The organism is Psychromarinibacter sediminicola (assembly GCF_029168335.1).
Classification (GTDB): domain Bacteria; phylum Pseudomonadota; class Alphaproteobacteria; order Rhodobacterales; family Rhodobacteraceae; genus Psychromarinibacter; species Psychromarinibacter sediminicola.
The window spans coordinates 57933-81156 of sequence record NZ_JARGYC010000010.1; the positions used below are offsets into that span (position 1 = coordinate 57933).

General features: G+C 66.8%; 20 protein-coding genes and 1 pseudogene. 5 read left to right on the plus strand and 16 right to left on the minus strand.

What is annotated here, in order from left to right; translation table 11 throughout:
* Window positions 1-33: 33 nt before the first annotated feature.
* From P1J78_RS05785 to P1J78_RS05860, 16 genes and pseudogenes are all read right to left on the minus strand, one after another.
* Window positions 34-2043 carry a hypothetical protein gene (locus tag P1J78_RS05785; RefSeq protein WP_275566381.1) on the minus strand — a complete coding sequence of 670 codons (2010 nt, stop codon included), beginning with the start codon at window positions 2041-2043 and terminating at the stop codon, window positions 34-36.
* A complete protein-coding gene (locus tag P1J78_RS05790) occupies window positions 2043-3269 on the minus strand; it encodes an ATP-grasp domain-containing protein (RefSeq protein WP_275566382.1) in 1227 nt (408 codons plus the stop codon). Before P1J78_RS05790 ends, P1J78_RS05785 begins: the two co-directional genes overlap by 1 nt.
* A 375-nt stretch (window positions 3270-3644) precedes the next feature.
* A complete protein-coding gene (locus P1J78_RS05795) occupies window positions 3645-4262 on the minus strand; it encodes a PqiC family protein (RefSeq protein ID WP_275566383.1) in 618 nt (205 codons plus the stop codon).
* A 1-nt stretch (window position 4263) separates the two neighbouring features.
* Window positions 4264-6063: a PqiB family protein gene (locus P1J78_RS05800; RefSeq protein ID WP_275566384.1), complete on the minus strand. Its 1800-nt coding sequence runs from the start codon at window positions 6061-6063 to the stop codon at window positions 4264-4266.
* Complete coding sequence (locus P1J78_RS05805) at window positions 6060-6692, minus strand: paraquat-inducible protein A (protein ID WP_275566385.1); 633 nt, start codon at window positions 6690-6692, stop codon at window positions 6060-6062. The genes P1J78_RS05800 and P1J78_RS05805 overlap by 4 nt, the downstream gene beginning before the upstream one ends.
* Window positions 6662-7282, minus strand: coding sequence for a paraquat-inducible protein A (locus tag P1J78_RS05810; protein ID WP_275566386.1), 621 nt, complete (start codon window positions 7280-7282; stop codon window positions 6662-6664). Before P1J78_RS05810 ends, P1J78_RS05805 begins: the two co-directional genes overlap by 31 nt.
* A gap of 560 nt (window positions 7283-7842) precedes the next feature.
* Entirely contained in the window at window positions 7843-9123 is a 1281-nt protein-coding gene (locus P1J78_RS05815) for a TRAP transporter large permease (RefSeq protein ID WP_275566387.1), read from the minus strand.
* Window positions 9124-9133: 10 nt separating this feature from the next.
* The gene (locus P1J78_RS05820; protein ID WP_275566388.1) at window positions 9134-9715 is read right to left on the minus strand and encodes a TRAP transporter small permease; all 582 of its coding nucleotides are present in this window, start codon (window positions 9713-9715) and stop codon (window positions 9134-9136) included.
* Between the two features lie 69 nt (window positions 9716-9784).
* On the minus strand, window positions 9785-10783 hold the full coding sequence (locus P1J78_RS05825) for a sialic acid TRAP transporter substrate-binding protein SiaP (protein ID WP_275566389.1): 999 nt from the start codon (window positions 10781-10783) through the stop codon (window positions 9785-9787).
* Window positions 10784-10798: 15 nt separating this feature from the next.
* Entirely contained in the window at window positions 10799-12628 is a 1830-nt protein-coding gene (locus P1J78_RS05830; RefSeq protein WP_275566390.1) for an Ldh family oxidoreductase, read from the minus strand.
* Window positions 12629-12894: 266 nt separating this feature from the next.
* Window positions 12895-13600, minus strand: a pseudogene (locus P1J78_RS05835) (IS6 family transposase).
* 68 nt (window positions 13601-13668) lie between these two features.
* Entirely contained in the window at window positions 13669-14493 is an 825-nt protein-coding gene (locus P1J78_RS05840) for a tripartite tricarboxylate transporter permease (RefSeq protein WP_374213189.1), read from the minus strand.
* Complete coding sequence (locus P1J78_RS05845) at window positions 14415-15110, minus strand: tripartite tricarboxylate transporter permease (RefSeq protein ID WP_309568099.1); 696 nt, start codon at window positions 15108-15110, stop codon at window positions 14415-14417. Before P1J78_RS05845 ends, P1J78_RS05840 begins: the two co-directional genes overlap by 79 nt.
* Before the next feature lie 162 nt (window positions 15111-15272).
* Window positions 15273-15809 carry a hypothetical protein gene (locus tag P1J78_RS05850; RefSeq protein WP_275566391.1) on the minus strand — a complete coding sequence of 179 codons (537 nt, stop codon included), beginning with the start codon at window positions 15807-15809 and terminating at the stop codon, window positions 15273-15275.
* A 253-nt stretch (window positions 15810-16062) separates the two neighbouring features.
* Window positions 16063-17004 carry a dihydrodipicolinate synthase family protein gene (locus P1J78_RS05855; protein WP_374213190.1) on the minus strand — a complete coding sequence of 314 codons (942 nt, stop codon included), beginning with the start codon at window positions 17002-17004 and terminating at the stop codon, window positions 16063-16065.
* A 185-nt stretch (window positions 17005-17189) separates the two neighbouring features.
* A complete protein-coding gene (locus tag P1J78_RS05860) occupies window positions 17190-17900 on the minus strand; it encodes a GntR family transcriptional regulator (RefSeq protein ID WP_275566393.1) in 711 nt (236 codons plus the stop codon).
* 152 nt (window positions 17901-18052) lie between these two features.
* On the opposite strand from P1J78_RS05860, the gene P1J78_RS05865 reads away from it, so the two are divergent.
* From P1J78_RS05865 to P1J78_RS05885, 5 genes are all read left to right on the plus strand, one after another.
* Entirely contained in the window at window positions 18053-19303 is a 1251-nt protein-coding gene (locus P1J78_RS05865; RefSeq protein ID WP_275566394.1) for an NAD(P)/FAD-dependent oxidoreductase, read from the plus strand.
* Window positions 19300-20301: a 4-hydroxyproline epimerase gene (locus P1J78_RS05870; RefSeq protein WP_275566395.1), complete on the plus strand. Its 1002-nt coding sequence runs from the start codon at window positions 19300-19302 to the stop codon at window positions 20299-20301. Before P1J78_RS05865 ends, P1J78_RS05870 begins: the two co-directional genes overlap by 4 nt.
* Before the next feature lie 36 nt (window positions 20302-20337).
* Window positions 20338-21561, plus strand: coding sequence for a metal-dependent hydrolase family protein (locus P1J78_RS05875; RefSeq protein WP_275566396.1), 1224 nt, complete (start codon window positions 20338-20340; stop codon window positions 21559-21561).
* A complete protein-coding gene (locus P1J78_RS05880) occupies window positions 21561-22118 on the plus strand; it encodes a hypothetical protein (RefSeq protein WP_275566397.1) in 558 nt (185 codons plus the stop codon). Before P1J78_RS05875 ends, P1J78_RS05880 begins: the two co-directional genes overlap by 1 nt.
* A 68-nt stretch (window positions 22119-22186) precedes the next feature.
* A complete protein-coding gene (locus P1J78_RS05885; protein ID WP_275566398.1) occupies window positions 22187-23182 on the plus strand; it encodes a sugar ABC transporter substrate-binding protein in 996 nt (331 codons plus the stop codon).
* The last annotated feature ends 42 nt before the right edge of the window (window positions 23183-23224 follow it).

Genomic DNA, 23224 nt, shown 5'->3' on the forward strand with positions numbered 1-23224 from the left:
CGCGACGGTGCTGGCACGTGCCGGCATAGGACGTCACCCTGATCTGTCGGCCGCCCAACTCTGCTGTGCCATCTGGCAGACACGGGAGATTGCCTCTTGCGGGATGGGGCAATGCTCCGCCGGCCGCAGCGGCTGGTCGTGGAAGAGGTAGAGACGCGACAGAAACTGCTCGAATTCGAGCGAGCCCTCGCCGTGACGCTCGCCGTTTCCGCTGGTCGAGACGACGACACCGCCGCCCCAGTCCTGACCGCTGTCGTTGTTCGGGTTGTAGAAATAGACCCGCATCTGTCCGGCCTGGTCCTCGGCGACGCGGAGGATCGCGATGGCGTGCCAGCCTATGAAATGACAGTGCGGGTCGGTCACCGCGATCCCGGCGGGTTGCGGGTGGCTGACGGGGCGGTCGCCGTTATGCCGCGGATGGTAGGAAGCGAAGAAGCGGCGCAGGAAGGTGTCGTAATCCGCCAGCTTTCCGGTGGCGACGTCGACCGCGACGGCGCAGTCGCGCGAGACCCACCATCCGTGGAATTCCGGGTTCACCCAGCGATGCGGATCGCCCGTGCGGCCGATGCAGAGCCGCCCCATTTCCGCGTAGATCCGGTCGAGATGCGACACGAGCAGAACCGAAAGGGGGTCGGCGTCGATCGGGCCGTACCCGCCGAGCCCGGCGGGCAGATCGGCGGAGTTGATGGGGGTGCCCTCGAACTGCATCAGGATCGTGTCGAACTCCGCCGCCTGCGAGACGAGGTGCAGAAGATAGTCGGGGTCGATCAGGCCCCACATCGCGATGGCGCGCGCCGACTGACAGGTGGGGTTCGCGCCCTGTCCGACGCCCAGCGGCTGCCCGAGCACTTCCAGCACGCCGGCCAGCAGGTGCGTCTCGGGCGCGACGGCGTCGCCAAAGCCCAGCGCCAGCCGCTTGCGCGCCTCACCTTTCAGCCGCAGGTTGATCTGACCGTCAAGCGCCGGGACCATTGGCGCATTGTGCAGCACGCCCCGTTCCAGCAGCATTGCGAGGCCGTACACGGCCTGGGGGGTCGCCGAGGTGACCGCTGCGCGGATCAGGTCCTCGACCAGCCGCCGATAGTGGCGCCAGCAATCGAGGCCGGTGGTTCCCAGGCCCAGCGCCTCCGGAACGAACGGCCGATCGCGGTATTCGACCGCCCAGGTGAGGAATGCGACATGGTAGTCCGAGACCAGCCCGGTGTCGTGCATGGCGCGTGCGAACCCCATCGCCTCGCGCGAGAGGCTAGCCTCGTCGGCGCAGGCGATCCGCTCCAGGTAAGTCTCGGTGCCCGGATCGTCGAGCGATGCCGCGGTCGGCCCGAAGAGCGCGCTTACGAGGCGTTCCGCCCCCAACCGGGTGCTGCCCGGCTCGGTGCCCTTTTCGTGCAGCGCGATGGCGATCTGGGCGATCATGTCCTTGACGATGCCGACCTGGACCGACCGCTGTTCGAGCAGGCGCCATATTTCCGAGACCAGGACGCCCAGAACGTCCGTCAGACCGATGTGATCGGCCACATGCTGCAGGACGCGCTGTTTGGTGACATATCGCTCGCCCATGGCGCGGGCGGCCTCGTCCGGCCGGCCGAATATGTCCCGCAGATTGAGCGCGAGAACCTGCGTCAGGAAATGCCGGGCGCCGTCGGCGTGCAGGTTGTCATGCCGCGCCTCGCCGGTGGCCACCGCGAGAAAGCGCGCCAGGCTCGCCGCCTCCAGGGCCTGGAAGGTCGCATCCTCGGAGGCCAGGGTCGTGCCGACGAGCTGTGGCAGCAACGCCTCGGGGACGTTCCAGTCGGACCCGGCAAAAAGCCCGGCCCGATCCATCCGCGTCGCCCGGGCCTGCACTGCGGCGAGGCCGCCGGGGACCGGAAGGATACGGGCGATGACGTCCAGCACCGGCCGCTGGTGGCGCGATTTCGCGAAGGGACGCGCGCGCTCCAGACGCTCGATCGCCATGTCCAGCGTGCCGGTCAGCCGGTCGAGTTGCGCGCGTGTCCCCTCGTCGCCCTGGCGTCCCTGGGAGGCCACGTCATCGGTGCTCATCAAACGTAGTAATCCAACTCTTCCTGCTTCTTCAGAAGATCCCGCAATTCATGCGGATTGTCACCGAAGAAATACGCCAGCCCCCAGTGCGTCCCGAAGGCGGTCCGTTTCGCGACCTTCTGTTCGCTGGGATCGGAGAGTTCGTGGAACTCGAAATACGGGTGGTTGGCGGTCTCGGCCGGGACTTCCAGGCGGCTCACCACGCGGCGGCGGGGATAGACGCCGAAACAGCCGGCATGGCCTTTCGCGTCCTCCACCGGCGTTGGGAAGAAAGCGTCCAGCTCGTCCTGCGTGGTCTTCGGATCGAAGGCCACGACAAGGCCCTGGTAGCCGTTGAAGCCGTAGGCCCGCTCGATCAGTTCCAGCGCGTTGAAGCCCGGCGGGCGATAGGCGACCTCACCGAAGTAAAGCTTGTTGTCGCTGGTCAGGAAGTATTCCGGATGGATGAAGCCGAACTCGATGTCGAAGACGTCGATCAGCTTCTCGATCTCCTCGGTGATCCGCGCGCGGTGCTCTTCGAGCTCCGGCGTGGCGGGCACGAAGACGGAATATCCGAGCGTCACGTACTCGGAGATGTTCAGGAACTGGATCTTGCCGTTCTTGATCCAGGCTTCGACCGCGAACTCCCAGCCGTCGAGGTGGCTTTCCAGCAGGGCGGGGAATTCCTCGTCCGGGATGTTGTCCACGTCCTCGGGCGTGCGGATCACCCGGTGGCCGGCGGTGCCCGACTTGTCGAACGCCTTGAAGTGGATCGGGTCGTTCGGGTCGCCGTCCAGCTTCAGCAGCGTCTGGTTTACCCGCATCAGGAAGCGGATCACGTCGCCCCGGTCGTGGGCCTCCTCGAAGACGCCGACACGGATACCGCCGAGCTGGGCGCGCCGCTTCATCAGGGACTTGTCGCGGAACAGCATCGCCTGGCCCAGCAGGCGCGGGTTCTTCAGCAGCACGGCATTGATCGCACCGGCCCATTCCACGGTCTCTTCGTAGAGCGGGATCGCCACGTCGACGCCCATGTCGTCGAGCCGATGCGCAAGTTCCTGCGAGCGTTCGTTGAGCCGGTCGAAATCCCACGGCACGAAGGGAATATCGTTCTGTTCGCAGTACTCTTCGGCCCAAGGCGGCGCGACCACCACGTAGCGTCGGTCGAAACGGTCGACCGCGTCGATGGCGTTCAGGCTCCAGCCGAGCAGTGCGACATACCCCTTGTTCGGATCGTAGTCCGTCATCGTCTCTCCTCTCAGACAGCTGTCCGCTCTGTGGCACGCCCGACCCGGACACAGCCCGGATTGGGCTGCGTGGGGGCGGATGCGGCCCGCAAAGCAGGCGCCGTATTGTTTAAAGCCGCATCAACGGTAGTGCCGGCGCCGGGGCGTTTCAACGCCATGCAGGTATTATCATTGTTTTTCAGTTCACTGGGGCGTTCTCAGGTGCAGTCCCGGGCGGATGGCGCGGTGTCAGCCCCATCGCGCCATACCCGGTATGCGGCGGCCGCGAGATCCCGCTCCGCAAATAGGTCGGGCCACAACCAAAAGCTAAGAGGCGGCGAGAGCGACGGCCCGGCCCCCGAGGCCGGCGAAACGACCCGGGGCAGATCGCCGGGTCTAGCGCACGAGATCGCGCGCGATCTTCTCCGACAGCCTTGTCAATGCGGCGGCCTGAGCCGTGGCGATGGCGGACGGCCCCTCGCCGACCAGCGCGACCGAGATGTCGAACACGCCGACCCGGTCGGGGAGCGGCGGTGGCTGGGTTCTGGGCTCGTAGTCCGGATCGTCGAAATTGTCCTCGGGCTCCGGCTCCTCCGATCCTAGGAAATACTGTCCGGAAATGCGGAACGTGTCCGCGTTGGTCGCGATGTACGTCTCGATGCGAATGTCCACCACACCTTCCGGCGGCCGCGGCAGCGGCCAGGGTTCGGGGGCCACCTTGGCCGAGGTCATCGCGTTCAGGTGGCGCGTGACGGTCAGCGTCGTCGCGCGTTCCGGCTCGTCCGCCCACAGGCCGAAGTTCATCGTCCGAACGACGCCCTCGTCATCCTGGAACGCGATTTCTTCGTCGGCCGCGTAGGTCGGCAGGGACACGGTTCGCACGAGAAGCGTCCGGACGGCGGAACGGACCCTCAGCTCCGACGTCGGCGATTCCACGAGATAGCGCGGCCCACCTTCCCCACAGGCAACGAGGGTCATGGCCAGAAGGCCGGTCGCGATCGCTCGGATGGTCATTTCACCGCCCCATGAGTAACGAGTTCGGGTTTCTTTGCAGCGTGCGGGCGAGCCCGCGCAGCGCATCCGCCGCCTCGCTGATGTCTCGCAGCGTCGTGAGCGCGCTGTTGATCAGGCGCGAATTGTCGCTGTAGGCGTTCAGCACGGCTTCGGTCCGCGAGGCCAGCGTATCCAGTCGCGCGACAATCGGCGGCAGGGCGCCGGCGGCGGTTTCGACGGCATTCGCGGCATTCGCCGCCGAATCCAGCGCGCCGTTCACGGCCGCCGTGGCGCCCCCCTCGCGCAGTTCCGCCGCGATCTGCCGGGCTTCCGTCAGCGTCGCGCGCGCCTCGTCCAGCGTCGCGGCGAGCTCGGGTATGAGCGTCCGCGCCTCCGCCAGCGTCCCGGTCAATTCCGGGATGACGGCCCGCGTCTCCTCGGCGCTGACAACCTCGTTCGCCGACACGAGCAGGGTCTGAGCGGAGGCAAGCAGTTCCTCGATCGGCAGCGCGTTGATCCGCTCGAAGACGCCCTGCGCCGTGGCGTTGAGATCGGCCAGGTCCGACTCGGCCGTCGGCAGTTCCGGCAGGCGGCCCTCTTCGTTGACGATCCATGCCGGATCGGAGTCGGGGAACTCGGCCAGTTCGACCACAAGTTGGCTCGACAGCAGGCTGGCAGAGGCGAGCCGGGCCCGCAGACCCTGCGCGACGTAGTCATCCAGCAACGCCAGGGCCTCCTGCGTCGAGGCGTCCTCGCCAAGGCCCAGCCGGTCGGGCGCAAGCGCCAGGGTGGCGTTCAGACGGACGACCTTCCGGCCGTCGATGTCTTCGGCGACCATCGCGATCTCGGTGACCTCGCCCACCGGCACGCCCTGAAAGCGCACCGTCGTGCCCTGGCTCAGCCCGCTGACGGACCCATCGAAGACCGCGAGCACCCGCAGCCGCTCGGCCGACCGGTCGGTCAGGAGACTGGCGCGGGCGGCCGGCTGGTCGGCGTAGAGCTGAAACGACTGCCCCCGCTCCACCGGGTCTCCGCCCGACACCATCGTATCGAAACTGATCCCGCCTTCCACCAGCGAGGCGAGCGAGGAGAAATCCAGGGAAACGCCCCCGGCCCCCAGCGACACGGACACGCCGGATATGTCCCAGAACCGTGTGTTGGAAGTCAAAAGGCGGTCGTACGGCGCCTCGACGAAGGCGTTGATGGAGACCCCGTCGCCGTCCTCGGCCAGTTGCGGCGCCTCGATCGCGCCGACGGGGATGCCCTTGTACAGGATCGGTGCCCCCGCCGCGATCGAGTTGCCGTCGCGGGCGCGCAGCACGAGGGCTGTCCCGGCCCGGGTCGGACTGGCCAGCGGCGGGCGCGGCAGCCCGGTGAAACGGGTCATCGGCTCGCCGGGGTCGTTGTCCCAGCTTCCCTCGATGTAGACGCCCGACAGGACCGTGTTCAGCCCGCTGATGCCACGGACGGAAACCTCGGGCTGCACCACCCAGAACTCCGCATCGGAATCGAGATAGGGGGCAAGGGTCCGGTCCACGCGCACCGCGACCACCACCTCGCCCAGGTCTTCCGAGAACGAGACATCCTCGACGGTGCCCACGCTGACATCGCGGTACTTCAGCTCGGTCCGATCCGCGGCGATGCCCGATGCGCTTTCGAACGCGATCTCGATCAGGACCCCCCGTTCGGAATAGCTTTGCCACGCGACGCCCAGCGAAATCGCCAGCGCCAGGACCGGCACCAGCCACACAAAGGACAGCCGAAACAGAATTCCCCCTGCCCCGCGCCGGACGTGCGGCTCGGCGGGTGTCGGATCACTCATACGGGCTCCTCGTCCGCGTCCCAGATCAGCCGTGGATCGAGACTCTGCGCGGACAGCATGGTAAAAGCGACCGACAGCGCAAAGCTCACCGCCGCTATTCCCGGGTTGATGATAGCCACCGATCCCAGTTGGACAAGGGCGGAGAGGATCGCGACGACGAACACGTCGATCATCGACCAGCGACCGATGAACTCCACGACCTCGAAGAGCCTGTGGCGCTGATGCGCGTTCATCACCACGGTCCTGCGGATACCGAGCGCCAGATAGGCAATGGCCAGGAACTTGCCGATCGGGATCACGACGCTGGCGATGAACACGATGGCGGCGACCGCGTAAGAGCCGTGCTGGAACAGGTCGATCACGCCGCCGACGATCGTGCTCTCGTCCCGGTCGAGCAGCGTGGCGGTCCGCAGCATCGGATAAACGTTGGCCGGGATATAGACGACGATCCCCGCCAGAAGCCACGCCCAGACCCGCTGCAGAGAGGCCGCATCGCGGCTCTCGATCGCACCGCCGCAGCGGGTGCAACGCCCGGTGCCGGCCGCGTGCACGCGGCCGCAACGGTGGCACGCCACCAGCCCCTGACTGCGCGCCGTGGTCAGGCGCGCTCTTGTTCCAGCGACTTCCATATCGTGTACCGACACATCGAATTGTCCTGAAGCACCATGACGACCACCAGCCCGGCGAACGCCCAGAAGGCCGGGCCGAAGCTGACACTGGCCAGCCCCGCCACTTTCACCAGGGCGACCGAGACACCGAAGATGAAGATCTCCGCCATCGACCAGGGCCGCAGGCCTTCGGCAAGGCGAAACGCCGTCGCCGCATGGGCAAAGGGTCTGCGCCGTCGCGCCAGCGGATAGATCGTGTAGACGATCGCGGCAAGGCGCGTCAGCGGAATGAGCACGATCAGCAGGGCGACCGCGAGCGACAATGGCAGCATCAGGCCCGACGAGAAGGCCAGGATGGCGTCCAGCACCGAGGTCCGGTTCCGCAATCCCGCCGCCTCCAACTCGATGAACGGAAAGAACACGGCGCCGATCATCAGAATGACGGCCGTAAGCGAAAGCGAAAGCGTGCGCAGATAGGCGTTCGTGCGCGGCGCCGCCAGGACCCGCCCGCAGCGCAGGCAGGACGCCGTCTGCTCTTCCCGTATCTCGGGTTCGAAATACAGGGTATCGCATTGCGGGCACGCAATCAGCGCCCTGCCCGCCGCCGTCACCTCTGCGGTGTCCTGCATGCCGGTCGCGACGTCACTCAAATCGACGGCCTGCCGCTGTAGACGTGGTCTTCTGCCGGCGCATTCATGGAACGCGCGCCGACGCCGGCACGGCCGCTACGGCCGAAAGCAAGAAACTTTGCCACGATATGCATCCATCTGGCTTTTGCACGGCAATGACTCCATCAGTGCTATCCTCACGCCGTCCTGGGCGTCTTCGGTCCGAACCGGGCTACTCCCCGCCGACTGAACAGGTTCCGACGTAACAAAGCTGCTCTCCACCCCTGCTGATCGGTTTCGATCCGGTTGAAGTAGTCCACGGCGGGCTGTTGTCCGCCCCGAGCGACATGTGGCCGCTGGCGATTGCGGAATGTGATCCATCGGTCCATGCCCGCCGTCGCCTGCGGGCCGGTCTCCCGGGCCCGCAGGGGAACGCGCAAACGTCGGCGACTCGCACAGAAATTCCGGTCTCCGAGCTTACAAAGCCGATCTAATCCGATCGCGTCGACGGCGCCACCGGACAGTATCGCGATGTGCCAAACCGGAGCTAGCGCCCCGCGGCCTCACCGGTAGATCAGGGTCGGCAGCCACATCGTGATCGCCGGCACATAGGTGATCAGGAGCAGAACCAGCACCAGCGGCACCAGGAACGGCGCCGTGCCGACGACCGCCCGCTCGAACGGGATACGGGCGATGCGGGACAGCACGTAGAGCACCATCCCGACCGGTGGTGTCAGCAGCCCGAGCATCAGGTTCAGCACCATGATCACGCCGAAATGCACCGGGTCGACCCCGATCTCCACCGCGACCGGCAGCAGGACCGGCACCATGATGGTGATCGCGGCAACCGTCTCCATGAAACAGCCGACTACCAACAGGATCAGGTTGATCAGCAGCAGGATCACCCAGGGGCGGTCCGACGCGGACAGCAGCAGCCCGGCAACCGTTTCCGGCACGCGGTTGGACGTGAGAATCCAGGCGAAGATCGACGCGGCCGCCACCACGAGAAGCACCACGGCCGTCGTCTCGATGGTGTCGTAGCTCACCCGCACGAACCGCCGCCAGTTCAGCGTTCGGTAAACGATCAGACCCAGAAACATCGCCCAGGCGCAGGCGGCGACGGCGGCCTCGGTCGGCGTGAACGCGCCCGACAGGATACCGCCGACGATGATGACCGGCGTCATCAGCGACAGGAAGGCCCGGCGGAAGGTGATGAACAGGTTGGCGAAGCGGAAGGCGGTATCGCGCGGGAAGCCGCGGCGGCGGGCAATGATCGCGACGAGCACCATCAGCGAGAGCGCCATGACGATGCCGGGAATGAAGCCGGCCGCGAAAAGCTGGCCGATGGAGGCGCTGGCGACCACGCCGTAGATCACCATTGGCAGCGACGGCGGGATGATCGGACCGATCGTCGAGGAGGCCGCCGTGACGCCCACGGCGAATTCGCTATCGTACTTGGCGTCGCGCATGGCCTTGATCTCGATGGCGCCCAGCCCGCCCGCATCGGCGACGGCCGCACCGGACATGCCGGCGAAGATCACCGAGGCGCCGACGTTCACATGACCCAGCCCGCCCCGCATCCAGCCGACCAGCGACAGCGCGAAGTTGAAGATGCGCTCGGTGATGCCGGCGGTGTTCATCAGGTTGCCGGCGAGGATGAAGAAGGGCACCGCCAGCAGCGGGAAGCTGTCGACGCCGTTGACCATCCGGTGCGCCACGACCATCGGCGGCACGGGGTCGAAGAAAAGGATGTAGAGGGCCGAGGACCCCGCGAGCGCGATGGCCACGGGCACGCCGAAGATCAGAAGCGCGAAGAGCGCGATGAAGAGAAGCGCGATTTCCACCGAAGGTCTCCTAGTCGGTACGGGGCACGCCTTCGGCGTGTTGCTGCGGGTCGATGAGCTTGGAGGTGCCGGTCCGGAGGTGCCGCCAGCCGTTCCACAGCGCGTAGAGCGTCATGACGGCGAAACAGGCGGCCACGAACCAGTAGACATAGGCCTTGGGCACGTCGATGGAGACCATCATCTGCCGCGTGCGGCCGGCCAGCTGAATCGTCAGTCCGGTCAGCAGGCCGAAGAAGCCGATCGTGATTGCGTCGATCGCGACCTGGGCGACACGGCGCACGCCGCGCGGCACCCAGCGATAGAGGAACTCCACCGCGATGTGCGTTTCCTTGCGCACCGCCATGATCGCGCCGGTGAAGGTGACGCCGATCAGAAGGAAGCGGGCGATCTCCTCGGTCCAGCCCAGCGAGTCGTTCAGCACGTAGCGGGTGAAGAACTGCAGGAAGACCACGAAGGCGAGGATCCAGAAGATCGCGAAGACGAGCGTGTCGTCCCAGCGGATATCCGACAGGTCGATCTCTTCCTCCAGAAGGTGAACCTCCGGCGGCTCGGGCTCGGCTGGCGGCGGCGCGTTCGGGCGGTCGTCGTTCATGGCGCAGTCTTCCGTGGCAGTCGCGGAGCGGGCGGGCGGGCGCGCCGAGACGCGCCCGCCCGGTGGGCTTTACTGGCCGATGGCCTGAAGCTGGTCGTAGGTCTCCTGGCTCCAGGTCGCCATCTCGCCGTTATGCATCGCCTTCACGGCCTCGATGAACGGGCCGCGGTCGACCTCGTTCACGTTGACGCCCTCGTCGCGGAACCACTGGGCCAGCTCGGCCTCGGATTCCCGGATCGCGTCGGTCGCGCAGACGGCGGTTTCCTCGAGCACGCCCGAAAGCGTCTCGCGGTCGGCCTCGTCCATGCCGTCCCAGGTCGGGCCGCCGACGATGGTCAGCAGCGCGTCGGTGATGTGGCCGGTGAGGTTGATGTCCGACTGCACCTCGTAGAACTTCTTGGCCTGGATCGTCGGCAACGGGTTCTCCTGCGCGTCCACCGTGCCCTGCTGCAGCGCGAGGTAGACCTCGGCAAAGGCGATGGGCGTCGGGTTTGCGTCCACGGCCTCGGGGAACATCATGTAGAGCGGCGCGTTCGGCACGCGGATCTTCATGCCCTCCATGTCCTCGGGCTCTGTCACCGGCTTGTTCGAGGTCACGTGGCGGTTGCCGTAGTAGGTCATCGCGACGATGTGGTTGCCGGTCGCGTCCGTGTAGCCCTGCGCCAGCTCGTCGAACAGGTCGGAGTTGCGGAACTGGTCCCAGTGGTCGTAGTCGCGGAACATGTAGGGCGCGCCGCCGATGGCGATGGGCCCGTAGGCACGGCCGGCGAAGAGCTGGCCGGTATAGATGATGTCGACGGTGCCGAGGCCGAGGCCCTCGTTGATGTCGACCTCCTTGCCCAGCGACGAGGCCGGGTAGACCTCGATGCCGTAGCGGTTGTCCGTCCGCTCCATGAGCATCTCATTCGCGTCGACGGCGCAGGTGTGGTAGGGTTCGGTTGTCTCGTAGACATGCGCGAATTTCAGAACGCGATCGGCCTCCTGCGCGAGAGCCGCCGGCGCGGCGGCCATCGTCGCGACGGCGCCGGCCGCGGTGATGAAGGTGGTCTGCTTGAGTCTGGACATCATGGATGGTTCCTCCCTTTACTGATGTTCGGCGCCGCGCTCCGCGGACAAGGTCCGCAGCGGCGCGATGCCATGGTCCCGGGCGAATTGGCCCAGGCTTCGCACTGTCGTGCCGTCGAGCTTCATGCCCGAGTCACGACGTCTTTCCGCTTCCCTCCATTCCCTGTCGCCGGGCGCCATCACGGTCTCGCCCGGCGTGGTGCAAGAGCGGCGTATCGCTTCGAGGTAGCGGCCGATAACGGCGCGAAACGCCTGCCCGCCCGCGAAGGCTTCGGGGTCCAGCGCCATGACGAAGGCGCCCAGCCGGCGCGGCGTGGCCATGTCGTCGCTGATCATCGGCGGAAGCTCTGCGCTGAGGGGCGCATCGGAGAAGGCCGCCGACAGGATCTCCGCGATCCCGGCAAGCCCGGCGCCCTTGTAGCCGAAGAGCGCCCCTCCGAGCGGCGCAAGCATCGCGGCCGCCGAAGGCTCGATCACGTTCGTCCCGTGCGCGTCCGAGGCGACGTCCGCGGGAAGCGGCACGCCCAGGCTGCGGGACAACTGCACCCGGTTGAACGGAATCGAGCTCGTCGCCATGTCCAGCAGCCACGGCTCGCCCGAGTTGACCGGCGCGGCAGCGGCGATCGGATTGGTGCCGTGGAACCGTTCGGCCCCGCCATGCAGGCGGACGAAGGCGTCTGAATTGCAGAAGACCAGCCCCATCATGCCCTGCCGCGCGATCTCCAGCGCATAGGCGCCGGCCGCCCCGAAATGCGACGAGTTCCGGATCGCCACGGCACCGAGCCCGTGCTGCCGCGCCCGCGCTACGGCAAGGGTCACGGCCTCGTAGGTCGCGCGCGCACCGTGGGCGTTGTCGGCATCGAGCACACAGGCCCCGCCGTTCCCGCTGGCGATCACCGGCGACGGCTGGCGGTTCACCCGCCCGCCGGCGAGCGCCTCCAGGTAATGCGGCAGGAGACGGACCCCGTGCGTGTCGACTCCCAGCGTCGATGCATGCATCAGCGCGCGCGTAATGGCGTCCGTCGTCTCGGCATCGGCGCCCACGGCCGCCAGCGCCTGGCGCGAGAACCGCTCCATCTCGGCCAGGTCCACACGGGTCGCATCGTCGAGCGGCCCGCCCGCTTCGGCCGCCTCATGCGCCATGCGGTCGAGGTAGTTCTGCGTGGTCTCGGCGACGTGCCGTTCGATGATCGCGAGGGCACGGTCCGTATCGCCGGCATCCACAGCATCGCGGAGGCCGATGTGATCCCGCAGCGACCGCTCGTTCAGGGCCGGATCCTGCGACAACCGATTGCGCAGCGCCTGGATCCGGAAGGACAGCCTGTGAAAGTTCGCTGCGGCATAGCTGTTGCCGCAATTCTCGAAGATCGCGGTGTGAAAGTCGTAGTCGAGAGCCTTGTAGGTGGCCACGTCGTCGCGTTCGAGCGCCCTCTCCATGCGCGCGACGATTTCCGCGAGGCCCCGGGCCAACGTGGCGGGGTTGCGAAGGCAGGCCATCCGCAGCGCGTCGCGTTCCAGCGTCAGACGCAGTTCCCCGAGTTCGGCGACCTCGCCGGCCGTCATGCTGAAAACCCGGGTCGTGCGGCTCGGAGACAGTTCGATCAGCCCTTCCCGTTCAAGCTGCAGCAGCGCCTCGCGGATCGGGCTCTTGGACATCCCGAGAAGCCGGACGAGTTCTGCTTCCGGTAGTTTCCGACCCATCGGAAATTCGCCGGAGATGATTCGCGACCGGATCTGCTCCCGCGCGAACTCCGACAGCTTCTGCCGTTCGACTGGCGTTTTGCTGACTGCCGACTCCAAGCGCCTCGTCCTCCCGGCTGCGATGTTATATGATATATCAAACCACACAAGGATTCGTGACGTCGTTTTTTTGAGGTGTCGGTTTCAACGGCAGTGCCAGCGATCATCCAGCGCGCTATCCGGCTCAATTCCCGGTGCGCGCTGAGCCATCGCGACGTCGAGGGCATGCACGCCGACCGCGGCATCGACATGTCCTACGAAACCGCACTGCGAGAGTTGGGATTGCACGTGACCGGCGGACGCTCGAACAACCGAGCGGAGGGTGCTGGCAGACGAATTCTAACTCGTCTCAGCTTGGACAGTGACGCTGTCCCTTATGCTGCGCAGAGACCGCGCCACTCTGCGAGAGCAGCGGCACGGTTCTTCTTGAAGTTGGCGCGGGAGTAGGAGTTGCGCTCCGAGTTGAAGTGGTTGCTGACCGAGGTGTGGACGGAGGCGAGTTTCTGCAATGTTCGCATCCGCCGGAAATGCAGCATCGCCCGCTCCCGTCGTCGGAATGGCAGGTGGGAATCCTCGCCGCGGTTGTTCAGCCAACGGCCGGTATCGGTGTTTGTCACTGGCACCGAGATCCTTCAGCGCCGCGCCATAGGAGCGCAGCCGGTCCGTCACCAGGACTTCGGCCCGTCCGTGCTTTTTCATTGTTTTCCTGAGGAATTTCAGCGCGGCCTTCCGGTCGCGCGTCTTTGTCACGAAGCTCTCCAGTACCTCACCTTCGTGATCGACGGCCCGCCACAGGTAGCGTCGCTCGCCGTTGATCCGGACGAACATCTCATCCAAGTGCCACCGCCAAGGGCTGGACCGCATCCCCTCGATCCGGCGCTTGCGGATCTCCGCGGCGAATATCGGCCCGAAACGGTTCCACCAGAACCGCACTGTCTCGTGGCTGATGTCGATGCCCCGCTCGTGCAGCAGATCCTCCACATTGCGTAGAGACAGCGGGAAACGTACGTAAAGCATCACCGCCAGGCGGATGATTTCAGGGCTGCTCTGGAAGTACTTGAACGGGTCGCGTTTCGTCATGGCCCGACGCTACGAAACCGCCCTGCCCGCCTCAACGAGATTCCTTCTGACACCACCATTGGGCCGTCTCACACGTCCCTTCTTTTCCGCCCGCCCCGGAACGACAGGGCGACCACGGAAACGGTGAGAGCCATGAAAACCGCCGCAATCGGGCTGGTGAACAGGGAGAACGGATCCCCGCCGGTGGCCGCGAAGGCCTGGCGGGCCGTCTGTTCCAGGTTTCCGCCCAGGATGAAGGCGATGACGAAGGGCAGCGGCGACAAGTCGAGCCGCCGCATCAGATAGCCGAGGATGCCGAAGCCTACCGCGAACCACATGGCCGCCATGCTCGCCTCCTCCACGTAGATCGCGGTGAGGGTGAGCATAAGAACGATCGGCATCAGGATGTGCTTGGGCGCCTTCGACATCACGCCGACCGAGCGCATGAAGACCCCGCCGATGGTCCAGTTCAGTAGGTTGGCGAACATCATCGCGGTGAACAGGCCGAAGGCGATCACCAGTTTGGAGTTTACCACGTCCGGGTTCCAGCGGAAGACCGAGGGCCCCGGGTTGAAGCCCCCGATGCTGTCGGCCGCGAGGATCAGGAACACCGCCGCCGCGTTACCCGGGATTCCCAGCGAGAGCACGGGGATAAGGTTGGCGCCCGAGACGGCGCTGTTGGCGGCCTCGGTCGCGGCGATCCCCTCCGGCGCCCCTTTGCCGAACGGTATGCTATGGCCACCCTGCTTCACGTGCGGGCGGCGGCCCGCAGCGTAGCCCAGCGTCGCCGCGAGTGTCGATCCGATGCCGGGCAGCGCGCCGATGGCGGCGCCGATCACGGCGGAGCGGCCGACATAGGGCGCGATCCGCCGGATGTCGGCGCAGTGCAGGCGCTGGTCGCCGCGCGGCTCCACGCCGGGGCCCCGGTGGGACTGCCGGCGCTCCGCCCAGAGATCCTCAAAGCTGCGGAAGACCTCGGGAAGACCTCGCCCAGGATCAGCACGCCCAGGATCACCGTGGCGACCGGGAAGCCATCGGCCAGGGTCTGCGTGCCGAAGCTGAGGCGCGGATAGAAGTCGTCGCCGGTGCCGACATAAGCCACGAGCAGGCCCAGGCCCATGGAGATCAACCCCTTGCCCACCGACCGGCCGATCACCGACGATATGAAGGCGAGCGACAGGATCAGCAGCGCCGTTTTCTCCGGCAGGTCGAGATAGGCCTCCACCATCACCGCAAGGAACGGCGCGCAGAGGATCAGCACGATGTCCGAGAAGGTGTCCCCCGAGGCGGAGGAGAAATGCGCCACCCTGAGCACCTTGCCCGCCTGCCCGTTCAGCGCCATCGGGTGGCCGTCGAGCGTGGTCATGTAGGCGTCGGGCGTGCCCGGCGTGTTGAAAAGGATCGCCGGCACCGCGCCGCCCACCGTCGCCCCTTTCATCACGCCGATCAGAAAGCCCAAGATCGGCAGCAGCGCGTCCGGCGTGAAGCCGAAGATCGAGATCAGGATCGGCAGCGAGATCGCCATGGCCATCGGCCCGGCCAGACCGGGGGTGGCCCCCCCCCACGATGCCCAGCAGAAAGCCAAGCAGGATCATCACCGGCGCCACCGGGATGCCGAACCCGGCCAGCGAGACGAGATCCGGCCCCTGGAACACTGCCAGGATTCCCATCCAGACATAGTCGGTGAGTCCCATCAGACGTCCCCGTTGGGCGGCAGAAGAAGGTCGTCAAAGGGCAAGTCGTAGATCGCGGCCAGCACGACCACGGCAACCAGGGCCACGACGATTGTCCGGATCCGGATCCGGCCCTCGACGGCTGCGGTCAGCGCCGCAATCAGCAAGGCGCCGCCCAGCACGAATCCCAGGTACTTCCAAGGCACGGTGTCGCGCAGCGTGCGATAGCTGAGCTCTTGCTCCGTCGCCATGTTCGTCAGCGCCACTACGACGGGCCCGGTCCAGCGCATGAGCGCGAAAGAGACGGCGAAAACGGCGAGCAGCAGTCCAAGGAAGGCGAGATTGCGGCCCGAGAGTCCGCCCCCGTCGACCTGCCGACCGAAGAGCGTCATCAGCGCGCCAACCAGGATGAAGCCGGCGGCGATGGTCGGCGCGAGCGCATCGCCGATGGTCACCTGCCGCCGCGCCCGCACCACGATTCCGGTGCCGGTGTCGGCGGGGATCCAGGCGAACACCGCGAGAAGGGCGAGCGCGATGCATACGAGCGCCAGCCACATGTCGCTGCGGTTGCGAAATGGCGATGTCATGGAGCCCCGACGGACTGTCAGAACAGAAGCTGGGGCCCGAGCCTCCCCGGCCATCTGCAATGGCCAAGGGTCAACTGTTCCTTCGCTGCTTGGCGATAAGGCAAGCACGAGACGGCGACTCGCACTGGAATTCCCACCACAAAGCCTCCAGAGGCGATCTAATCAGACAAGACTGTCTGATGTATTTCAGGCAGGAGGTGCCTGGCGATGTGATGCCGGCTCTTCAGGCGGACATTGCCTTTGCCCGGCCGCTCGACTCGCGCGTCGACCAGGCGGCATACCATGCCCGGAACTGGGCGTACTGGGCCTCGATGAAGCCGCGCTGTGCGGGGCTGAGCGCGTCGCTCTCGTTGAAATGGAGCTCGTATTCCGGCTCACCGTTGAGCACCATCAGGTGCTTGTAGAACAACACGAGGTCCGGGCCCTCGTCGAAAGCCGACAGCACCATCAGCGCCTCGTCCAGTTCCTGCGCCCGGGCGCGCGCCTCGACGTCGCCGGAGGCTGCCTTTTCGCAGAGCGACACGAGATGCAGGACCTCGCGGGGAAGGGCATTGCCGATACCGGTGATCGCGCCGCCGGCCGCGCAGTTGACGAAGCCATGATAGACGTTGGTGTCGACGCCGACCATGAGCGTCAGCTCCTCATCGCCCGAGGTGATCTGCTCGGCCGCGTAGGTCAGGTCGGCTGCGCCGCCGAATTCCTTGAACCCGATCAGGTTCGGATAGCTCCGGCGCAGCTCGAAGAACAGGTCGGCGCGCGTGGAGAAGCCGTAATACGGGCTGTTGTAGATGACGGCCGGCAGGCCATTTGCCGCTTCGAGGATCGCCGAGAAATGCGCCTTCTGAGCGGGCACCGAGCTGCCGCGTGACAGGACCCGGGGGATCACCATCAGCCCCTGCGCACCGACCTCGGCCGCATGTGCGGCCAACGCGACGGCGGATTTCGTGTTCACGGCGCCGGTCCCGACGATGGTCGGCACGCCGGCCTCGACCAGGCGGCGCACGCCCTCCATCCTCTGCGCGTCGGTGAGCAGCGGCCAGTCGCCCATCGAACCGCAATAGACGACGGCAGACATGCCCGCCGCGATCAATTCCTTGCCCTTGCGGGCCAATGCGTCGAAGTCGGGAGCCCGGTCGCGGGTGCATGGGGTCATGAGGGCCGGCATGCAGCCGGTGAAGATCGAGTCGGGCACGGAACCTTCCTTTCGCAGCGCGAGATGTTTCGAGGGGCGACAGCCCCCGGATCGGTCAAGGGCGGGCCGATCTCGGCCACGCCACGTCATCGGAGCTCAATATACAGACACGCATCTGTAATGTCGACAAACAAAATACAGAATGGAAACGCCCCTCCTTACAGGGGCATGGAGGCGTTTCTGCGCCGGTCGGCCGTGATGTAGGACTGGATCTGCCCGACGATCTGGTCGGCGTGTTCGCGGCCCAGCCTGTCGGCACGCGCCACGTCGCGGGCGACGATCGCCTCGATCAGATCCTCGTGCTCGGTGATGTACTGGCCCGGCAGCCGGTCGTCGAACGAGTAATAGTAGAGCCGCAGGATCCGCCGCCCCTCGTCCAGCAGGCGGGTGAACAGGTCGACGTAGTACTGGTTGCCGCCGGCCTCGGCGATGGCGACGTGGAAATCGCGGTTGGTGCGGATCATCGCCAGGGCGTCCTGCGCGGCGACCGCCTCGGCGAACTCGGCCTGGCGGGCGCGGACTGTCTCGATATCGCTTGCGACGTGTTTCGCCGCGGCCTCACGCGCGGTGACGCGGTTCATCAGAGTGAGCGCGTCGAAGAAATCCGACATGTTCAGGAAGTCGATATTCGAGACGATCGTCGCGCGGTTGGTCAAAGTGGTGATCAGCCCTTCGGCGGCGAGGCGCACCATCGCCTCGCGGATCGGCGTGCGCGACATGTTGAAGCGCTCGGCCAGGTGGGAATCGTCGATTGGCGTTCCCGGGGCGAGCGTCAGGTCGATGATCTCGCTCTTGATCCTCTCGTAGACATGGCTTGCACCCGATCCGCGGCGAACGGCCGGGGCCTGGGCGGTTTTGGACTTCGACATGCTCGTTGCCATGGGGCCTCCCGTTCAAGGTCGCATTCACGTCTTATACCATTTTGCCTCGCGCTTGAATGTATTTTTGTATTTTTGTTGTCGACAGTTCGTATCCGGCTTGCTAACGTCTCTTGCGAACCAACTGGCGAGGTCACGAGCCCATGCGGGTTTGCATCATCGGAGCGGGGATCATCGGCGTCACCACGGCCTTTGCCGCGGCGCGTCGGGGAGTCGCCGTCACCGTGGTCGACCGGAAGGGCGTGGCCGCCGGGGCCTCCTTCGGGAATGCAGGGGCCTTCGCGTTCTCGGACGTAATCCCGCTGGCAACGCCCGGGATCATGCGCCGGGCGCCGGCCTGGTTCCTCGATCCCAAGGGACCGTTGTCGATCCCACCCTCCTATGCGCTGCGTATCGCACCGTGGCTGTGGCGGTTCTGGCGGGCCAGCCGACCGGACCGCTACCGCGCGGCCGTGTCCGCGCAGGCCGCGCTGATGGATTTGTCCGGGGCGGCGCTCGAACGGCTGATCGCCGAGGCGTCGCTTGAGGATCGCCTGCGGCGCGAAGGGCAGCTGCAGGTCTATGAGGGCGAGCGCGCGTTCCGCGCCGCCGAGCCCGGCCTTGCGGAACGCCGGGCGGCCGGTATCCGCTTCGACGTCCTGGACCGGCCCGAGGCGATCGCGGAAATCCAGCCGGGCATCGCGCCCCGGTTCACCCATGCCGTTCATACCCCGGACTGGATCAACGTCAGCGACCCCGCCGACTGGACCCATGCGGTTGCCGAGGCCGCACGCGGCGCAGGGGCGGTGTTCGAGACCGCCGAGATCCGTGCCATCCGGCCAAAGGAAGAAGGCGCCGCCATCGTCACCGAAACCGGTGAGCGCAGCTTCGATCGCGTGGTTGTCGCTGCCGGCGCCTGGTCCGAAAGACTGACCCGGACCTTCGGACTGTCCCTGCCGCTGGACACCGAACGCGGGTACAACACCACCCTGCCCGCCGGCGCCTTCGACCTGAAAACGCATGTCACCTTCGCCGATCATGGCTTCGTCGTGAGCCGGGTGAAGCAGGGCCTCCGCATCGGTGGCGCCGTCGAGCTGGGCGGCCTGGACCTGGCGCCCCGCATGTCGCGCGCCCGCGTCATGCTGGACAAGGCCACGCGGTTCCTGCCCGGCCTCGATCCGTCGGGCGGGACCGAGTGGATGGGGTTCCGCCCCTCGATGCCCGACAGCCTGCCGGTGATCGGCAATGCGCCCGGCGTGCCGGGCGTGATCCTGGCCTTCGGTCACGGCCATCTGGGCCTTACCCAGTCGGCCGGAACGGCCGAGATGGTCGCCGACATGCTGGACGGGGCGGCGCCCGCCATCGACCCGGCGCCCTATGCGCCGACCCGCTTTACCGGAGCACGGGCGGCATGACCAACCACATCTTCACCTGCATCGACGGTCATACATGCGGCAACCCGGTGCGCCTGGTCGCCGGCGGCGGCCCGATGCTGCAGGGCGCCACGATGACCGAGCGCCGGGCGCATTTCCTGGCCGAGTTCGACTGGATCCGCACCGGCCTGATGTTCGAGCCGCGTGGCCACGACGTCATGTCCGGCGCGATCCTCTACCCGCCGACGCGCGAGGATTGCGACATCGCCGTCCTGTTCATCGAGACCTCGGGCTGTCTGCCGATGTGCGGGCACGGCACGATCGGGACGGTCACGATGGCGATCGAGAACGGCCTCGTCACGCCCCGGGAGCCGGGTCGCCTGCGCCTCGACACACCGGCCGGCCTGGTCGTCGCCGAATACCGGCAGGAGGGCCGCTTCGTCGAGGAAGTGCGCCTGACCAACGTGCCGGCCTTCCTCCATTCCGAGGGGCTGACGGCCGAGGTCGCCGGGCTGGGCGAGGTCACGGTCGATGTCGCCTATGGCGGCAACTTCTACGCCATCGTCGATCCGCAGGACAGGTTCCGCGATATCGCCGACTTCACCGCCGGCGAGCTGATCGGGTTCAGCCCGAAGCTGCGCGCCGCGCTGAACGCGAAGTACGACTTCGTCCATCCCGAAAACCCGGCGATCCGCGGCCTCTCGCACGTGCTGTGGACCGGCGCCCCGACCGAGCCGGGCGCCACAGCGCGCAACGCGGTCTTTTACGGCGAGAAGGCAATCGACCGCTCGCCCTGCGGCACGGGCACCTCGGCGCGGATGGCGCAATGGGCCGCCAAGGGCAAGCTGGGCGCGGGTGACGAGTTCGTGCACGAAAGCATCATCGGCAGCCTGTTCCGGGGCCGCGTCGAAGCGGAGGCACGGGTCGGCAACCGCCCGGCGATCGTCCCCTCGATCGGCGGCTGGGCCCGGCAAACCGGGCTGAACACGATCTTCATCGACGATCGCGACCCCTATGCGCACGGCTTCACCGTGGCCTGACGCGCCCAGCAGACAGCAAAGATACCGAAAGGCCCCATGTCCGATCTCGCACTCACGAATGCAAGGCTCGCAGACCTCGACGCCGAGGCGCTCGGCGCCCCGACCACCGTTCTGGTCCGGAACGGCCGCATCGCCGGCATCGGCGGCGAGGCGCCCGAGGGCGCGAAGGTCGTCGACCTGAACGGAAAGACCCTGCTGCCGGGGCTGATCGACTGCCATTTCCACGTTGTCGCGTGGTCGCTGGACCTGTGGGCCAACGCGATCGCGCCGGATTCCCTGGCCACCCTGCGCGCCGCCCGGGTGATGGAGGGAAAGCTCTCGGACGGGTTCACCGTCGTGCGCGATCTGGGCGGTGCGGATCTGGGCCTGAAGCAGGGCGTCGATGATGGCTTCATCGACGGACCGGACCTGGTGATCTGCGGCAAGGGGCTGTCGATGACCGGCGGCCATACCGACCTGCGGGCGCGGACCGACACGCGCCCCGACAGCCTGGGCTGGCGCTTGGGCAACATGGGCGTGCTGGTCGACGGCGTCGACGACATCCGCCGCGCCTGCCGCAAGATGCTGAAGGAGGGGGCGCGCTTCATCAAGGTGATGGCCAACGGGGGCGTCAGCTCGCCCAACGACCCGATCGACTCGCTGCAGTATTCCGACGCCGAACTGGCCGCAATCGTCGAGGAGGCGCGGAACGCCAACACCTATGTCTCGGCGCATGTCTATCACGACGCCGCGATCCGGCGCTGCGTCGATGCGGGGATCACCTCGCTCGAACACTGCAACCTGATCTCGGCCGAGACCGCGAAGATGGCAGCCGAGGCCGGCTGTATCGCGGTGCCGACGCTGGTCGCCTACGAGGGGCTGAAACTGGAAGGCGCGGCGCTGGGCCTGGGCGAGTCCGAGCAGGCCAAGATCGACGTGGTGCGCGGCAAGGGCATCCAGTCGCTGGCCATCATGCGCGATGCAGGGCTTCCGATGGCCTTCGGGACCGACCTGCTGGGGCAGCTGCGCAAATACGGCGGGATGGAGTTCGAGATACTCTCCCGGGTGCTGTCGCCTGCCGACATCCTGCGCTCGACGGGAGAGATCGCCGCGAAGCTCTGTCGCATGGAGGGCGAGATCGGGGTCATCGCGCCGGGCGCCCGCGCCGACCTGACGGTGTTCGACGTCGATCCCTTCGCCGACGTCGCCGCGCTCGGCCGTCCGGACGAGACGCTCAAGATGGTGGTCAAGGGCGGCAACATCGTGCGGGAGGCCGCTTGATGCCGGGACCGCTCGCCGATCTCGACCTGCAGGCGATGCTCGCGCGTGAAGACGCCGCCGCGGCCCTCTTCGCCGAGTTGCGCGAGGGACTGGTGCGCGATGCCGGCTGCCGGTTCCTGACCGCGTCGGTCTACGACCTGGAGCGTATGCGCTCGCGCCGGGTCTATACCGATGACGCCGAGATCTACGGCCTCGGCAACTTCAAGCGGGTCGACGAGAACCGCTACTTCGACACCGTGATCCGCGGCGCGCAGCCCTTTTTCAGCACAACGATCGAGGAGATCGCCGAGGTCTTCTTCGACTGGGAGAAGATCCGCCGCATGGGCTTCGAGTCCAACCTGAACATCCCGGCGGTCGCGGATGGCCGCGTGATCGGCACCGCCAACCTGCTGGCCGAGAAAGGCCATTTCGACGCAAGGCGCGTGGCGCGCGCGATGGAATGGCAGCCGGTCGTCACGCTCTGTTTCCTCCTTCTGACCCTGCGCGACCCCGAGACCGCGACTTTTCACCCTGGCCACCGCCTGACGCACGCCGCCGAGCCGGCTGTCGAGGGCTGACGGCCCAACACCGAAGAACGAGAGAGCTCGCAAATCCAACCGATGCATCCAACACGGGAGTCCCTGAGATGACAATGCTGAAACGTGCCGCACTGCTCGCCGCCGCCCTGGCGCCCACCGCCGCCATGGCGCAGGACGACGGGCTGAACATCGCCTTCCTCGCCGCCTCCAGCCAGAACGGCTTCAACCAGGCGGTCTATGCCGGTATCGAGGCCGCCGCGGCCGACTACGACAACGTCACCACCGAGATCTTCGACGGCGAATTCTCGGCGCAGGTTCAGTTCAGCCAGGTCGAGGATCTGGTCGCGGGCGGCCGTTTCGACGCGCTGATCGTCACCCCGAACGACACGGTCGGTATCGCCACCGCGCTGGAGCAGGCGACCGCCGCCGGTGTTCCGGTTGCCGCCACCCTGTTCCCGATCGGCCCGGACCTGAGCCAGATGGAGCCGCAGGTCGACGGGCTGGTCACCACCGTGGCCGCCGACCCCTCGATCGGCGCACGCATCCAGGCCGAGGCGGTCGTCGAGCATTGCGAGGGGATCGACCCGTGCAGGGTGGTCGTGCTGATCGGCCAGCTGGTCTTCCCGTTCGACAACCTGCGCTACGAGACCTTCCAGGAGGTCCTGGGCGAGCATGACAATATCGAGATCGTCGCCACCGGCGAGGGCAACTACAGCCCGGAAGAGTCGCTCGTCGCGATGCAGGACATCCTGCAGGCGAACCCGGATATCGACGTGGTCCTGTCCAACGCCGACCAGCACCTGATGGGCGCCGAGATCGCGCTGGACGATGCCGGCATCGACGTGAGCGACGTCTACCTGATCGGGGGTGGCCTGAACCAGATCACCGTCGATGGCATCCGCCAGGGGCTCTACGACGCCTCCCTGGCACAGTTCCCCGCCTCGATGGGCGCGGCCGCGCTCGACGCCGTCGTCGGTCATCTGCGCGGCGAGGAGGTGCCGACCTGGATCAACGAGCGCGAACTGCGCGAGGACGTGCCGGCGATCGTCGACCGGGAATGGCTCGAGGCGCATCCGGATTTCGAAGCCGAATGGCAGGGCTAATCCGCCGATGCTGACGAATGAGGCGGCGGCGTCCGCGCCGCC

Coding starts and splice junctions, on each gene's coding strand:
- P1J78_RS05870 (WP_275566395.1), top strand. CDS start 19,300: ATGACCAACCACATCTTCACCTGCATCGACGGTCATACATGCGGCAAC.
- P1J78_RS05850 (WP_275566391.1), bottom strand. CDS start 15,809: ATGTGGCTGGCGCTCGTATGCATCGCGCTCGCCCTTCTCGCGGTGTTC.
- P1J78_RS05860 (WP_275566393.1), bottom strand. CDS start 17,900: ATGTCGAAGTCCAAAACCGCCCAGGCCCCGGCCGTTCGCCGCGGATCG.
- P1J78_RS05800 (WP_275566384.1), bottom strand. CDS start 6,063: ATGAGTGATCCGACACCCGCCGAGCCGCACGTCCGGCGCGGGGCAGGG.
- P1J78_RS05845 (WP_309568099.1), bottom strand. CDS start 15,110: ATGGCCATGGCGATCTCGCTGCCGATCCTGATCTCGATCTTCGGCTTC.
- P1J78_RS05790 (WP_275566382.1), bottom strand. CDS start 3,269: ATGACGGACTACGATCCGAACAAGGGGTATGTCGCACTGCTCGGCTGG.
- P1J78_RS05865 (WP_275566394.1), top strand. CDS start 18,053: ATGCGGGTTTGCATCATCGGAGCGGGGATCATCGGCGTCACCACGGCC.
- P1J78_RS05820 (WP_275566388.1), bottom strand. CDS start 9,715: ATGAACGACGACCGCCCGAACGCGCCGCCGCCAGCCGAGCCCGAGCCG.
- P1J78_RS05805 (WP_275566385.1), bottom strand. CDS start 6,692: ATGGAAGTCGCTGGAACAAGAGCGCGCCTGACCACGGCGCGCAGTCAG.
- P1J78_RS05785 (WP_275566381.1), bottom strand. CDS start 2,043: ATGAGCACCGATGACGTGGCCTCCCAGGGACGCCAGGGCGACGAGGGG.
- P1J78_RS05875 (WP_275566396.1), top strand. CDS start 20,338: ATGTCCGATCTCGCACTCACGAATGCAAGGCTCGCAGACCTCGACGCC.
- P1J78_RS05885 (WP_275566398.1), top strand. CDS start 22,187: ATGACAATGCTGAAACGTGCCGCACTGCTCGCCGCCGCCCTGGCGCCC.
- P1J78_RS05855 (WP_374213190.1), bottom strand. CDS start 17,004: ATGCCGGCCCTCATGACCCCATGCACCCGCGACCGGGCTCCCGACTTC.
- P1J78_RS05825 (WP_275566389.1), bottom strand. CDS start 10,783: ATGATGTCCAGACTCAAGCAGACCACCTTCATCACCGCGGCCGGCGCC.
- P1J78_RS05880 (WP_275566397.1), top strand. CDS start 21,561: ATGCCGGGACCGCTCGCCGATCTCGACCTGCAGGCGATGCTCGCGCGT.
- P1J78_RS05795 (WP_275566383.1), bottom strand. CDS start 4,262: ATGACCATCCGAGCGATCGCGACCGGCCTTCTGGCCATGACCCTCGTT.